This is a genomic window from Lactobacillus sp. MRS-253-APC-2B (assembly GCF_012843675.1).
Taxonomy (GTDB): Bacteria; Bacillota; Bacilli; order Lactobacillales; family Lactobacillaceae; genus Limosilactobacillus; species Limosilactobacillus pulli.
Map to the genome: position 1 here is coordinate 56,704 of NZ_JABAFO010000005.1, position 14,836 is coordinate 71,539.

The window sequence follows — 14,836 nt, forward strand, 5'->3', positions numbered from 1 at the left end:
CACGTACGGATTATTTATAATTTATAAATAATTTTATTAAATAAATTTATTGGATAAAATTTTCATAGATTATTGACTAATTCCACGCACTGTTAAGTCTTTATCAATGGTTTGGTCGCCGTTATGCGCAGTAACGTGGTACTTACCCGGCTTTTTAAAGTTATAGGTCTGATCAGCGCCTTGTGCGTTGCCGTTTAAGGTCGTCACCACGTTGTTATTACTGTCCTTGATTTCAAACTGGGTATTAGCTGGTGCCTTAAAGCTGACGGTCGCGTCTCCAGTCTTATTTAATGAAACATCGGTCGGAAAATCAACCTGTAGCTGACTGCTGGAACTCGATGAACTGGATGATGAAGATGATGAACCAGACTGTGAACTGCTGGCAGTCGAAGAAGCCGCCTTGGCAGTCGTAGAACTGGACTGAGCCTTGCTGATCTTGGTTGAGGCATGTTCGGTTGCTGATTGATGCTGCACCGTACCGGTTGTTTTGCCGTCTGGTGCTGTAAATGTGCCAACCAGGCCAATTACAAACAGAATGATCAGTCCCCAGTTCATCACTACCTGTCCTTTGCTGATTGATGCTTGGGCATTTCGTTTTAAGCGCCGGGTCTGGTAAATCCATACGGCAACAAAACAAATTGCGGCTAAAATCATCAACAAAATGAACAGTTTCTTCATTATTATATTCTTACTTTTTTGAAGTTTTACTAATTAATATCCTACCATATTATCAGATATTTTTTGACTGATTCAGATAACTGAAACAATCGGTATGTAAGTTAGGCCGCGTATTGCCAAAATTCTAAAGCAACCGTTCACCGCAAGCAATTATATCGTCCTGGCCTGCCACATCATCACTAAAGCATAGTATTTAAGACAGTAAAAAAAAGCGCCGGTTATCACTGACTCAGCGCTTTTTATAATCTGAACTGCTTATTTGTAGTTAGGAGCAGCCTTGGTAATTTGAACGTCGTGTGGGTGTGATTCACGCAGACCGGCGTTCGTGATTTGTACGAATTGAGCGTTGTCGATCAAGGTTTGGATGTCCTTGGCACCAACGTAGCCCATCCCAGAGCGCAGACCGCCGACCATTTGGAAGATCACGTCAGCAACGTCGCCCTTGTATTCAACTCGGGCTTCGATACCTTCTGGAACCAGCTTGTTGGCTTCGTTGACCCCACCTTGGAAGTAACGGTCAGAAGAGCCATGTGATTGAGCCATGGCAGCAACTGAGCCCATCCCACGGTAGCCCTTGTACTTCTTGCCGTTTTCTTCAAAGACTTGACCAGGGGCTTCCGTCGTACCAGCAAACATACTACCCAACATAACGGCGTTACCACCAGCAGCCAGGGCCTTTACGATGTCACCAGAGTACTTGATCCCACCATCGGCAATGATGGCCTTACCGTATTCATGAGCCACTGAAGCAGCGTCATAAATCGCCGTAATCTGTGGTACACCAACACCGGCAACCACCCGCGTCGTGCAGATAGAGCCAGGGCCGATGCCGACTTTAACAACGTCAACGCCGGCGTCAAACAGCGCCTTGGTACCTTCTCCAGTTGCTACGTTACCAGCAATCAGCGTTGCTTCTGGGAAGTGTTCGCGAATTTCGGCAATCTTGCGCAGCACCCCAGCCGAGTGACCATGGGCCGTGTCGATAACGATCGCGTCAGTACCAGCCTTCAGCAGCGCTTCAGCACGTTGGAAGGTGTCAGACGTAACTCCAACGGCAGCGGCGACCAGCAGATGACCTTTTTCGTCAACTGCGGCCCGGTTGAAGTTGGAGTTGGCAGGCAGTTCAACGCCTTTAACCGTGGCTACTTCGCCGGCTTGAGCATCGATGGACATATTCTTGTGAATAACACCCATCCCACCTTGCAAGGCCATCGCAATCGCCATTGAGCTTTCAGTAACGGTGTCCATCCCGGCACTGATAAATGGCAGGTTCAGTTTAATATTCTTTGCCAGCTGCGTACTCAAATCGACTTCATTTGGCAAGACATGACTTTCCGCTGGAATCAACAGCACATCATCAAACGTTAAGCCTTTCTTGGCAAACTTAGTATCCCAATTCGACATCAATCTGCACTTCCTTCTTTAAATATTAGCTACTACCTTACTAGGTTTTTAACGATTGGTCAACGAATAATCGTGATTCTAACATAATTCTAATAATATTTTTCAGATCGTTCGGATTTAACACCTTTTAATCACTGTTTTAGGACCAAATCACAAATCTGTCGACGATAAATTCTGACGATTTAAAAAAGCACCGCGTTTCACGTGGAACCGCGATGCTGATTTTTATTGCCGTTGCTGACGGCGTGGTGAAAAGGCACTGGTAATGTGGTAGCGACCCCGCAGCCAAATGTCGATTGCAAAGGCAGCCACACCCAAGATCAGGTAGAACCATTGATTCAGGCGTGGGTTGACGCTGTTTGGCATCATAGCCGTCAGAATGTAGATCAGAATCCACATTACCAGACCGCTGACTACCGTAACGATCCGGGCCCATAATGGCCGCTTGACGTACTTGCCCTCGGCGTTTTTGACCGGCAGCATGTACTTAGCAATCCAGCCAAACAGAATCCCACCGGTAATAGCCACCAGAATAATTGAGGTGATCCCCATGTTACCATTGTGGGCTACCTTCATTGCTTGTGGCGAGATCCAGTCCATCAGCCCGAACATAAAGGTAAAGATGGCAAAGAACATGATCCCGTTATCCAGGGCCATCAGCTTTAATGAGGTTTGCGTCTGTGCCTTTTCCGTTGGTTCTGGATGCAGCAGAGCGTGGGCCCGCTGCGTTGGCGTACCAAATAAGCCACGGGCGGTTTGACCAGACTTTTGGCCTTCTTGCAAAGCTTTGATCGTTTCTTCAAGCATGGCTGGCTTCTTGGCCGGGTCGGCTCCTTGAGCGTCCAGCTGCTTGTTTAGTTGAAACATAAATTCTTCGTTTTTGCGCGTCAGATTATATTGCGTAAAGGCCCGTGCTGTTTCTTGACGTTGGTCTTTGGCATATTCTTTTTGTCGCTGGCCGGCAGCGGCATTACGTGGTTGTTGTTCTTTTGATTCAGCCAAGATGTTCTTCCTCTCTAGTTTAATGATTCAATGATTAGACGTTGAAGCGGAACTCAACGATGTCGCCGTCCTGCATGACGTATTCCTTACCTTCCAAGCGCAATTTGCCGGCTTCCTTAACGGCCTGCGCACTGCCCAGCTCGTCTAAGTCGGCAAAGCTCATGACTTCGGCCCGAATAAAGCCGCGCTCAAAGTCAGAGTGAATGATACCGGCAGCCTGTGGAGCTTTGGTACCCTTCTTAAAGGTCCAAGCCCGCGTTTCGGGACCACCAGCCGTAAAGAAGGTTTCCAGTCCCAACAGCTTGTAGGCCGCGCGAATCAGCCGGTTTAAGCCGGGTTCTTCAACGCCTTCCATTTCCAGGAAGTCAGCCTTTTCTTCTTCATCCATTTCGGCGATCTGTTCTTCAGCTGCTGCCGCAACCCCGATAACCTCACCATCGCCTTTAACGTGTTCTTTGATGGCATCCATGTACTTGTTGGCATCCGGATCTGCCATGTCTTCTTCGGCAATGTTGGCTACGTAAAGCACTGGCTTGCTGGTTAACAAGAACAGCCCCTTAACGATTTTTTGTTCTTGATCGTTAAATTCGATCGAACGAACGCTTTGACCGTTTTCCAATACTGGCTTGATCTTGTTTAAGACTTCCAATTCAGCCAAGGCATCCTTGTCACGACCCTTGGCAGCCCGTTGAACCTTAGCCAAACGCTTGTTGACGGCATCCAAGTCAGCCATGACCAATTCCAGATTGATCGTATCGATATCTTCAATTGGATCAACCTTACCCGAGACACTGGTGATGTCCGTGTCGTCAAATGCCCGCACGACATGGACGATCGCATCGGTTTGGCGAATGTTTTCCAAAAATTGGTTACCCAGACCTTCACCCTTAGAGGCACCCTTGACGATCCCGGCAATGTCGGTGAACTCAAACGTGGTTGGCACGATCTTTTTTGCGGGAATCAGTTCTTGAATCCGTTCCAGGCGCTTGTCTGGCACTTCCACCATCCCCACGTTGGGTTCAATCGTGGCAAATGGGTAGTTGGCCATTTCGGCACCGGCCTTGGTAATAGCGTTAAACAGCGTGGACTTGCCGACGTTTGGCAATCCAACAATACCTGCAGTTAAAGACATGAAATTAATTGCTCCTTTTTACTTAGTCTTCGTTTTCGGCGTGTTCCAGCACCTTTTTTAGATGCTTTTCAAAGTTTTGCCGTGACATCATGACGATATGGCCACAGCCCGTACACTGCAGCTTAACGTCAATTCCCGTCCGGATAATCTGCCAGCGATTCGTGCCGCATGGGTGCTGTTTTTTCATCTGCACGATGTCGTTTAGCTCATAGGTCTTCATTCAAATCGCTCCTCTCTAGTCAAACTTGACTCCCAAAAGCTCCAAAATCCGCGTCAGGTCGTCATCCGAGGCATATGGAATCTCGACTTTGCCGCCTCGTTTATTAGCCGTCATTACAACCTTGGTGCCAAAGCGGCTCTGCAGCTGTTCTTCAGCTTCACGAACGTAGGCTGGCTTTTTGGCAGTCGCCTTTTTCTTCGCCGGCCTAGCAGGCTTGACGGTTTGATTTTGTTCGGCCACCAGCTGTTCAAGCTGCCGCACGGTCAGATTTTCCTTAACCGCGCGCTGCGCCAGCTTAACTAACGCCTGTTCATTTTTTAGCCCCAACAGCGTCCGGGCCTGCCCCATTGACAGACGGTGATCTTCCAACATGTCCTTGACCGGCTGAGGCAGCCCCAGCAGTCGCAGATAGTTGGCGATATAAGGCCGGCTCTTGCCCAGTTTTTCTGCTACCTGAGCCTGGGTCAGCTGCAGGCGATCCATCAGCGATTGATAGGCCTGAGCTTCTTCTAGCGGTGTTAGATCCTCGCGCTGCAAGTTCTCCAAAACGGCAACTTCCATCATCTGTGAGTCGCTCATCGTCCGGACTATGGCTGGAATCGTCGTCTTACCTGCCAGCTTGGAAGCCCGAAAGCGTCGCTCACCGGCAATAATCTCGTAGCGCGTTAGGTTTTCATCTGGCTGACGCAAAATAATCGGCTGAAAGACGCCTGATTCTTTAATCGAAGCGGCCAGTTCCTGCAAGGCGGCCTCATCAAAGGTACGCCGCGGCTGATATGGATTAGGCCGAATCGCCGTTAGTTCAATTTCTTCTACGCTTTGTTCTTGGCCTTGCTTGGCATCGTTATCGCCAAACAGCGCCGCGAGACTAAAGCTGTGTTTTTTTGCCATGTATCGCTAGTCCTCCCTTAGTGCTTCGGAATGCGAATGGTAATCTCGTATGAATCCTCAGTATCTTTTTCACTGACCTTGGCTGCCACGCCGCTGTCTTTAACCAGCTTGATGGAATGCTTGATGGTGTTGACGGCAATGCGTGGATCATTGACCTTGATCGATTTAGGCTGTTTTTTCTTGGCCCGCGTTTTTTTAGCTGGCGTCTTAGCAGTCTGCTTTGCCGGTTCAGATGAAGCTTGAGCCGGTTCAGCAGCATCACTAGCTTCAGCTGCCTGCTCAAGAGCCTGTTGAGCAGCTTTTTCGGCACTGGTTGGCTTACCCAAGAGTCTAGCCACGGCATCTTCGGTTTCACGAACGTTCCAGTGCTGGTTGACGATCTCCATCAAAAGCGTGCGCTGCTGATCTTCGTCTAATCCCAGCAAGGCGCGACCATGCCGTTCAGTGATGCGACCATCTAAAATTGCATTTTGGACGGGTTTGATCAGTTTTAAAAGCCGCAGCTTATTGGCCACGAACGATTGACTCTTACCCATTCCCTTGGCCAGGGCTGCTTGAGTCAGGTTGTTGAATTCCATCAATTGCTTATAGGCCTGGGCTTCTTCTACCGGACTCAATTGAGCGCGCTGCAGATTTTCGATCAGCGCCAAGGAAGCCGATTCAGCATCACTCATTTTTTCAACGATTGCCGGAATCTTTTCCCACTCCAGCAGCTTAACGGCTCTGAACCGCCGCTCGCCGGCAATAATCTCGTATTCGCCTGGGCGAAACTCGCGCACTACGATAGGCTGCAGCAGACCGTGCTCACTGATCGTCTGGGCCAGCTCCTGAATCTCGGTCTGATCAAAAACCTTGCGGGGCTGATACTGGTTGGGCACGATGGCAGCAACCGGAATCTCAACGACTTGATTTTTGGTTTCGCTGGCGGCTTGGTGCTTGCCAAGGCCAAACAGTGAAAATGCCATGTTTCAGTCCTCTTTTCTACTCATCTACTCAATTGGCTGCTTGTTGGGTAACCCTGGGCGCCGAGGGTATTTTTTCGGCGTGGCGGCAACTTTTTCAATTACGATCAAGTTGCGTTCCTCATCCGTACCAGGCAGCGTCAGCTTAGTCGTATGATCAACCTGACCGCCCAATGCTTTGACTGCCTTACCGCCCTTTTGCAGCTCGTCTTTAGCAGCACTGGCCTTATAAGCGATAAACTCGCCGCCGACCTTGACTGCTGGCAGGCACAGTTCGCTTAAAACCGACAGTCTGGCTACGGCCCGTGCCGTCACCACATCAAAACTTTCACGATATGGGCTCTTTTTGGCACTGAAGGTCTCAGCCCGATCATGAATCAAGTTGACGTCGTTTAGCCCCAGCTTATTGACTAAGTCGTCCAAGAATTTAATCCGCTTGTTCAATGAGTCCACGATCGTAATCTTTAACTGCGGAAAAGCAATTTTAAGCGGCAGCGATGGAAAGCCTGCTCCTGCGCCAATATCACACAGTGTCAAAGCCTCAGTCTGCAGCCGGGGTTCAGCTAAGGCTCCGGTCAGTGAGTCATAAAAGTGCTTGAGATAAACTTCTTTTTGATCCGTGATGGCCGTTAAATTGACATGTTCGTTGGTGGCCACCAGATCCTCGTAATAAGTCGCAAATTGAGCCATCTGAGAATCAGTCAGTTCAATGCCGTGATCCTGCAGTGCCCGTCGAAATTCTTCCGGTGTCATAAGTCCTCCTTTGTGAAACAGGAAGATGTTTCACATACTCCATTACTTTACCCCAAAAAAGCCATTGTTTCAAGCACTCCAACGATTTCCAGCGGATTTTTAAATGCCGTCGCGCTAGCTCGATAAACCCGCTGTCAGCCCCGTATCCAGCAACGGTAACGGACCATTTTCAACGTTGGTTCAAGATACACAAAAAGCCGGTTGAATCGCGGTTGGCGAATCAATCGGCTTTTGATCTGAAAACTGGTCAGCCTTCAGATGATTATTTGGTTTTAGCGCATCTTGCTGACTTCTTCAACAAACCACTTGTTAAAGGCAGCCGCGTCGATGTCAACACATACCTTGGCGTTAGTCTTGCCGTCATGGTAGGCACCACGAATGTCGCCAACCATGGCACCGATTGCAGGACCATCAGTTTGAATGTCAATCCAAACGTCCTTGGTCGTAAATGCTTCTGGGTGCAGCAGGTAGAAGATCGTGTTGACGTCGTGCATTGGGTGACCGCCAGTTTCAGCGCTGACGTCGTTGTAGTGGCTGATCAGACCGTAAAGCATCTTACCAGTTTCATTCATGTCCTTGATGGCGTTCAGACTGTCCTGCGTCAGCAAGGCCTTGAGCGTAACGTCCAGACCAACCGTTACGATTGGCACGCCAGACTTGTACATGATCTCAGCCGCGTGAGGATCAGTGAAGACGTTGAATTCGGCAACGCTGGTCATGTTACCGCCAGTCAGGGAACCACCCATCGCAACGATTTGCTTGATGTGGCTCTTAACTTCTGGGAATTCCTTGAACAGCAGCGCAATGTTGGTGTAGGAACCAGTTGGCACCAGCGTGATTTCGTCTTCGGCCATGATGGCATCGCGCAGGGCTTGCACGGCGCTCTTTTCAATTGGGGCACCGTAGTCATTACCAAAGTCGTAGCCTTCCATCCCAGACGCACCGTGGATCCGCGCTGCGTCTTCAAATGGCTTGATCAAAGGTTCCTTGGCCCCTTCTGCAACTGGAATCTCGCCTTGCTTGCCAAAGAAGTTAACGATCTTCAAGGCGTTGGCCGTCGTCTTATCAACTGAAACGTTACCAGCAACCGCCGTGATCAGCTTCAAGTCAAGTTCTGGGCTGTTGATTGCCATCGTCAAAGCAGCTGCGTCATCAATACCAGGATCAGTGTCCATAATAATCTTAGTCGTCATCAGGAATTCCTCCTTAAAATTACAATCAAGCGTCAGTAAGCGCTTTTACTTTTCTGGGAAACAAAAGGGCCAACCGGAATGGACGGCCAGCCCCCTTTTGACTGGCAAAACGCGTTAGGCGCATGCAGTCATAGATCTTACCAAACGAACAGACCAACAAAGGCTGCAGACAGCAGTGATACCAAGATACCAGACAGCAGCAGGTAGCCAATGTTTTGAGCGATGTAGTCGTTGGTTTCCTTGTCGGCGATACCCTTGAAACAACCAATGATCATACCAAGCGTACCGAAGTTGGCAAAGGAAGTAACGAACGTGGTCAGAACGGCTTGCAGGTGGTGTGGGTAGGAAGCAATCTTGCCCGTAACTTCACCCATAACAACGAATTCGTTCGTAACCAGCTTCATCCCCATGTCTTGTGACAGCATCCATGCTTGGTGAACAGGCAGACCCAGCAGCCAAGCAAATGGGAACATGATGACACCCAGGATGCTTTCCAAAGACAATTGCTTCCAGAACAGAGCCAGGATGGCATCGATCAAAGCAGCCAGAGCAACGAAGGCAACAACGTTAGCAACGATGATCAGGATCAGCTTACCGGCACCCAGGATGGAGTCGCCCAGGAAGCTGAAGAATGGTTCCTTCTTACCATCTTCAGAACTACCAACTTTTTCAATCGTGTCTTCTGCTTCAGTAACCGTAACTGGGTTCAGCAGGCTGGTAGCAATCAGTGAGTTAACGATGTTGATTGGAACGGCAGTCAGGATAAATTGACCAGGCATCATTTGGATGTAGGCACCCAGGATCGAAGCCGTAACACAGCTCATGGACATCATGGCGATGGTCAGGTTACGAGCCTTGGTCAGCTTACGGATTTGCATCCCGGAAACGGCCAGAACTTCCGTGTTACCCAGGAACATCATTTCAACGGCAAAGAATGATTCGAACTTTGGCTGACCCGTGATGAATGACAGACCTTTACCGATCCACTTGATGATCCATGGCAAGAAGCCGATGTAAGTCAAGATGTCGAACAGTGGAACGATCATCAGGATTGGCATCAACGCAGAACAGATGAAGTTCAGGTTCTTAACATTGTACCAGGCACCCAGGGCAAAAACAGTACCCTTAGCAGAAATGTTGACGATCCAAGCAAAACCGTCGGCAGCGGCCTTAACGCCGGCACGACCAGCAGCTGAACCAGTCAGGAACCAGGCCAGGACCAGGTTCAATACAATCATGATAGCAATTGCTTTCCAGTTGATCGCTTTTTTGTCCTTAGAGAACAGAAAACCGATACCCAAGAAGACAAGCAACCCAAGAATGTTAATTGCAAGATACATGGATATAACACCTTTCTTAAAAACTGAATCTAACTTTTTCTCAATCGCAATTTCTTGGCATCTCAGAATAGCGGAATAATTGCAGTCGAACCAAGAAATCTTGCGTGCCATAATAATATACCCATCTTTTGTAAAACTGTAAACCGCATACATTAGCCAACTTTGTGAAACTATGAAACCGTTACCAGCATTATTCGGAAGTAAAAGGTTTTAAATCAAGGCAAAACTTTAAAAAATGTTAAAGAAGTGTGATTTAAATTTCACAAACTTTTTTCTAATTTCCTCGGTAAAACGTTTAAAGTTTCATATGTTGTTTGCTAGACCATTTAACCAGCCAAAAGAAAAGCGAGGCTGTAACCACTTACAATTAAGTAGTGATCAGCCTCGCTGCCCCTGCCAAGGATCTTTAGTATACCACGTCAAAATATCCTGATTGGCAAAAAATCAAACACTTAGTGAAAAATGCAAACGTTTGAAATTGAACAAAGTCCGTTATCAGTCGTATTGATGCAAAGCAAGCGAAAGTCGTCTCAGCCCTTCTGTTAGCGTTGCCTGCGGCGCACAGTAGCCCAATCTGACGTGTCTCGGCGTATCAAACGCGTCCCCCGGCACCAGCAATACGCCCTGGTCAGCCAGTAGCTGCTCACAGAACTGGTGAATATCAACTGGTACGTCCAGCTTGGGAAATGATGTCGAGACTGCTTGTGGTATCACCACGCTGGCCCGTTCTTCATGTTCAATCCAGTCTTGATAGATCTTCAAATTACCTAAAACCAGCTTGCGATTGCGTGCCAACACCTGTTTTTTATGCCGCAGGACATAGGTGGCCATTAGATCGTTAAAGACCCCACCGCAGATCATCGTGTAGTCGCGATATTTACGAAAACGCTCGGCCAATGCGGCATTGGTAGCCGTCCAGCCGATTCTGATTCCCGGTACCGAATACGTCTTAGAAAGTGAGTTGGTAGCGATTCCTTTATCATACAGATCCACGATGGAAACGAACTTTTCGGGCTGATCCAATGGTAAATAGACCTCATCAACCAAAATGTAGGCGCCTACCTGGCTAGCCAAATCAACGACCTCTTGCAAAAAATCACGATCCAAAACGGTCCCGGTTGGATTGTTGGCATTATTTAGACAGATCAGCTTGGTATCTGGCCGTAGCAGTTTTTTTAGCTCATTGATGTCTGGATACCAATCAGCTTCTTCATGAATGTGCCAGTATTCAACCTCGGCCCCTAGCGACTTTGGAATGTCGTAAAGCTGCTGATAGGAAGGGTATTCGGCAATTACATGGTCACCAGGCTCTACCAGAGCATACAGTGCCAATAAATTGGCTCCCGTTGCGCCATTGGTCTGAAGAATATTGTGCGGATCTACGTGGCGATAGAGCTTGGCAACTTCGGTCTTAAAGCTGGGGGAGCCTTCAATCCAGCCGTAGTTCATCTTTTGGGCATTAAGCATCTCATAAAATTCTGCGCCGTGATGACCGTCCAGATTCATCAGCTCATCCATCGTCATTGATGCAATCGTGCTCTGCGAGATGTCATAGTGGGCGCTTTTTTCCCACTTGTTTAACCAGGCTTCTACGCCAAATGGTGCAATCTCAACCATAATCCTTCCTCCTATTCAATCGGAATCGTCTTGTTTAATATCAAAATCAATGAAACAACGGCCAGAATGCTGATTAAAGCCATTGTCAGCCACTCGCCTTTGGTTAATCGCTGCTTATGCAAACGGCGCGCCTGCCAATAGATCAAAAATCCTGGCAACAGACTCAACGACAATACCATCACTTGTCGCCAACCCGCCAAAGCTAGTGAAAGCAGCTCAAAAATCGTCAGCAAAATGCCAATCATCAATTGTCCGTAGTCATGCTCTTGCAGACTGTCTTTAATCTGATCCAGCCCCACGAAAAAGTAAACGATCAAGCCGGCTGCCGTACCCAGTGTATAGGCAAAACGATAGGCATAAGTCGTAAACAGCAGTGAGAACAAGAACAGACACTGTACGATGGCCGTGACCCAAAGCCCAAATGTTGGGGCACGATGCGAATTAAGCCTGCCAAACGCGCGCGGCAAGACCTGATCTTTTTCCATCATCAAAAATGCCTCGGCTGGCAGCATGGTCCAAGAAAGCCAGGCCACCAGCACTGAAATAATCAAACCAGTGCTGATTAAAGCCGCACCCCATGGTCCCACCAGCTGACTTAAAATCGTGCCCATAGCAGGTTGGGCAGCACCAGCCAACTGTGATCTTGTCATGACCCCATAAGGCAATAATGAAACCAACAGATAGACAACCAATAAAATCAGCCAGCCACCAAATGAAGCTGCTACGGCATCATGATGACGCTTGGCGCGGTGGGCCATGACCGAGGCACTCTCAACGCCCATAAACAGCCACATCATTACCATCAGTGAATTTTTAACTTGATGATAGATGCTCAGCGTCGGGTTGTCGTTTGATTGGGCAAGGCCCCAAAAGTTATGAATAAACGTCGGCCAGTGAAATGCCAAAATAGCGAAAACTACAAAAATCAAAAGCGGGATCAACTTGGCAATCGTCCCCAATAAATTAAGCAGTGCCGTAGTCTCAACGCCGTAGCTGACAATTACGGTGAAAATGATCGTTAATAAAATCGCCAGCAAAATTGACGGCAGATTCTGACCACCCTTAAAAACCGGCCAAAACGTCCCCAACGCACTCATTGCAATCGTAGCAAAGGCCAGGTTGCCCAGCCAAGAAGCCAGCCAGTATGCCCAACCCGAGATGAATTCGCCTAACGGACCAAAGACCAGCCCCGCATAGGCAAAAATGCCAGCATCTTGTTTAGGATGACGGACCAAAAGATGATTCAACGAGGCAATCAGACACCAGACACCCAATCCCACGATCAGCCAGCCTAAGATTGCCGGTCCTGGTGCGGCAGCATTGGCCAGATCGCTGCTGATGCCAAAGATTCCCGAGCCAATCGTAGCCCCAACAATCAACGCCGTCAGCTCAAAGCGGCCAATCGTCTTTGTATTTTCCATTGCGTCCCCCCCTTAGTACAGCTTTGCCTAGATTCTGCACAAATTATCAAATTTAGGCAAACAGCTGCTGATGATTGATGTCAGTTTACCGATTTCTGGGCTGAATCTCAAGCGCTTACACTTAAACAAAATAAAAGACCCAGTGATGATCACCAGGTCTTTTGGGAAGAAGCGCTTGCCGTTGCCATACTAAATATCAAAACTCGATTATTTACCTTGCTTACTTAATTCGGTCTCTTTATGCCAAGAGATCTTATGCAACTTCAATTGTCGACGTTCTCAAATAAGGTTGTACATTAGATACGGCCACTAGATTTAGTTAGTTAACAAGCTTTCTTCAGGAAATTCAATTTATATTGTGTGATGTGGGGTGTGTTATGCTGCTATCGCCCCAGTTACAGGCGATTGCTGGATACATTTACAATTTGCAACGGATGAGGTTTCTTCCATACTCTTATTATAAATTGTCCCTATCCTAAAGTCAACTCAAGCCGCGTCGTTATGGCAATGGAAGCGCTTTTCTAATTATACGATTATCAAAGATTTTTCGTCTAAATCAAACGATCTAAACAAGCTTTTGAATTTGGTATAAAAACTTTTTAGTCTTTAGCCTGCTTGTGCTTAGCAATTACCGTATAGCCAACAAACAGAGCAATGAACCAGACAAAACTGATCAAAAGCGGAAGCCGCGTTGACTTAACAAAGAATAAGATAACCAATACGCCGACAAAGAAAATGATCGTCAGCCAGCTGGTAAATGGGAATCCTGGCATGTTAAAAGCAGCAACACCTTTAGGATGCTTTTTGCGGTAAGCAATGTGACACCACAAAATGATCAGCCAGACAAAGACAAAGTTGATCGTTGAGACCCCAGAAACAATGTTAAAGATTCCGGCTGGCATGATGTAGTTCAAGATAACAACGATAAATAAAATCAATGACGAGAACTGCAAAGCATTGTTTGGCACCGCCTGATTGCTTAATTTGGCAAATTTAGCCGGTGCGTTGTGGCCAGTTGCCAAAGCATACAGCGAACGGCTGGTACTAAAGATTGAACTGTTGGTTGCAGACATGGCAGCCGTCAATACCACGAAGTTCAAGATGGCAGCCGCCCCTGGAATCCCAACCGCTTGAAACAGCTGAACAAATGGGCTGGAGGTCGTCTTAATCATGTTCCATGGGTAAACGGACATCATGGCAATCATTGAACCGATATAAAACAGTCCGATCCGAACTGGCAGCGTGTTGATGGCTTTCGGAATGTCACTATTAGGATCCTTGGTTTCACCAGCCGTCAGCCCAACCATTTCAATTCCGACAAAGGCAAAGACAACCATTTGAAAACTCATCAGAAAACCAAGGATGCCTTTCGGGAAGAACCCGCCGTGCGACCACAGATTGGTAAATGATGCCGGATCAGCACCTTTGACTGGGAAGTGAACGAAAACCATAATCAGCCCGATAACGATCAAAGCCAGAATAGCAATCACCTTGATCATTGCAAACCAGCTTTCCATTTCACCAAACAAACCAACGTTGATCATGTTGACCAGCATCAATAAGACGATGATCACCAATGGCCCGATCCACTGTGGCAGGTTTGGAAACCAGTAGCGCAGATAGATCCCAGTAGCCGTCAAATCGGCCATGGCCAGACTCAGCCAGCATGACCAATAAGTCCAGCCGGCGACAAATTCCATCCGGTCCCCAAGGTATTCTTTAACCGAATCGATAAAAGAGTGCTTGGTGGTATCGGCCAGGATCAATTCACCCAAAGCACGCATCATAAAGAAGCAGAAAATCCCAACGATCAGATATGACAAGATGATCGAAGGACCCGCGGCGTGAATTGCCGAACCCGAGCCTAAGAACAACCCGGTCCCGATTGCCCCACCAATGGCAATCATCGTGATATGACGGCTTTTCAGCGCACGTGATAGTTTTTGTTCTTGTTGTTCATCCATACTTTCTCTCCTGTAAAACTCTCAATGACAAACATTCCTGTACAGGGGTGAGCAGATCTCGCTGAAAATAAAAACGTCCCTGACACTAACTTGTGTCAGGGACGTTTTGCAACGCGGTTCCACCCATCTTGCAGACATCTTATATGCCTGCCGCTCTAGCAGTCGATAGAGGAACCACCCTTTATTTCAACGTTGATGCCATAAGATCGATCCCGTGCTTGCAGCTGGGCAGCGGGTCTCTGTAAATCGACCAATAATT

General features: G+C 47.8%; 13 protein-coding genes. All 13 read right to left on the reverse strand.

The window, feature by feature from the left end; genetic code table 11:
- Positions 1 to 69: 69 nt before the first annotated feature.
- The gene (locus HF864_RS04030; protein ID WP_169461806.1) at positions 70 to 678 is read right to left on the reverse strand and encodes a hypothetical protein; all 609 of its coding nucleotides are present in this window, start codon (positions 676 to 678) and stop codon (positions 70 to 72) included.
- Positions 679 to 933: 255 nt separating this feature from the next.
- The gene (locus HF864_RS04035) at positions 934 to 2,082 is read right to left on the reverse strand and encodes an IMP dehydrogenase (RefSeq protein ID WP_169461807.1); all 1,149 of its coding nucleotides are present in this window, start codon (positions 2,080 to 2,082) and stop codon (positions 934 to 936) included.
- A gap of 225 nt (positions 2,083 to 2,307) precedes the next feature.
- Complete coding sequence (locus HF864_RS04040; RefSeq protein ID WP_169461808.1) at positions 2,308 to 3,084, reverse strand: DUF1129 domain-containing protein; 777 nt, start codon at positions 3,082 to 3,084, stop codon at positions 2,308 to 2,310.
- Between the two features lie 34 nt (positions 3,085 to 3,118).
- The gene (gene ychF, locus HF864_RS04045; protein WP_169461809.1) at positions 3,119 to 4,216 is read right to left on the reverse strand and encodes a redox-regulated ATPase YchF; all 1,098 of its coding nucleotides are present in this window, start codon (positions 4,214 to 4,216) and stop codon (positions 3,119 to 3,121) included.
- 22 nt (positions 4,217 to 4,238) lie between these two features.
- Positions 4,239 to 4,436, reverse strand: a complete 198-nt coding sequence (locus HF864_RS04050; RefSeq protein ID WP_169461810.1) for a DUF951 domain-containing protein — start codon at positions 4,434 to 4,436, stop codon at positions 4,239 to 4,241.
- 15 nt (positions 4,437 to 4,451) lie between these two features.
- Positions 4,452 to 5,327, reverse strand: coding sequence for a ParB/RepB/Spo0J family partition protein (locus HF864_RS04055; protein ID WP_169461811.1), 876 nt, complete (start codon positions 5,325 to 5,327; stop codon positions 4,452 to 4,454).
- A 17-nt stretch (positions 5,328 to 5,344) separates the two neighbouring features.
- Complete coding sequence (locus HF864_RS04060; protein WP_169461812.1) at positions 5,345 to 6,292, reverse strand: nucleoid occlusion protein; 948 nt, start codon at positions 6,290 to 6,292, stop codon at positions 5,345 to 5,347.
- A 24-nt stretch (positions 6,293 to 6,316) separates the two neighbouring features.
- On the reverse strand, positions 6,317 to 7,042 hold the full coding sequence (gene rsmG / locus HF864_RS04065; protein ID WP_169461813.1) for a 16S rRNA (guanine(527)-N(7))-methyltransferase RsmG: 726 nt from the start codon (positions 7,040 to 7,042) through the stop codon (positions 6,317 to 6,319).
- A 272-nt stretch (positions 7,043 to 7,314) separates the two neighbouring features.
- Positions 7,315 to 8,235 (reverse strand): ribonucleoside hydrolase RihC, encoded by a 921-nt coding sequence (gene rihC / locus HF864_RS04070; RefSeq protein WP_169461814.1) that lies wholly within the window; start codon positions 8,233 to 8,235, stop codon positions 7,315 to 7,317.
- 137 nt (positions 8,236 to 8,372) lie between these two features.
- On the reverse strand, positions 8,373 to 9,575 hold the full coding sequence (locus tag HF864_RS04075) for a nucleoside transporter C-terminal domain-containing protein (RefSeq protein WP_033934598.1): 1,203 nt from the start codon (positions 9,573 to 9,575) through the stop codon (positions 8,373 to 8,375).
- Between the two features lie 495 nt (positions 9,576 to 10,070).
- Positions 10,071 to 11,192, reverse strand: coding sequence for an aminotransferase (locus tag HF864_RS04080; RefSeq protein WP_169461815.1), 1,122 nt, complete (start codon positions 11,190 to 11,192; stop codon positions 10,071 to 10,073).
- Positions 11,193 to 11,203: 11 nt separating this feature from the next.
- A complete protein-coding gene (locus HF864_RS04085) occupies positions 11,204 to 12,613 on the reverse strand; it encodes a basic amino acid/polyamine antiporter (protein WP_169461816.1) in 1,410 nt (469 codons plus the stop codon).
- 599 nt (positions 12,614 to 13,212) lie between these two features.
- Entirely contained in the window at positions 13,213 to 14,577 is a 1,365-nt protein-coding gene (locus HF864_RS04090) for an amino acid permease (RefSeq protein ID WP_169461817.1), read from the reverse strand.
- Positions 14,578 to 14,836: the final 259 nt, after the last annotated feature.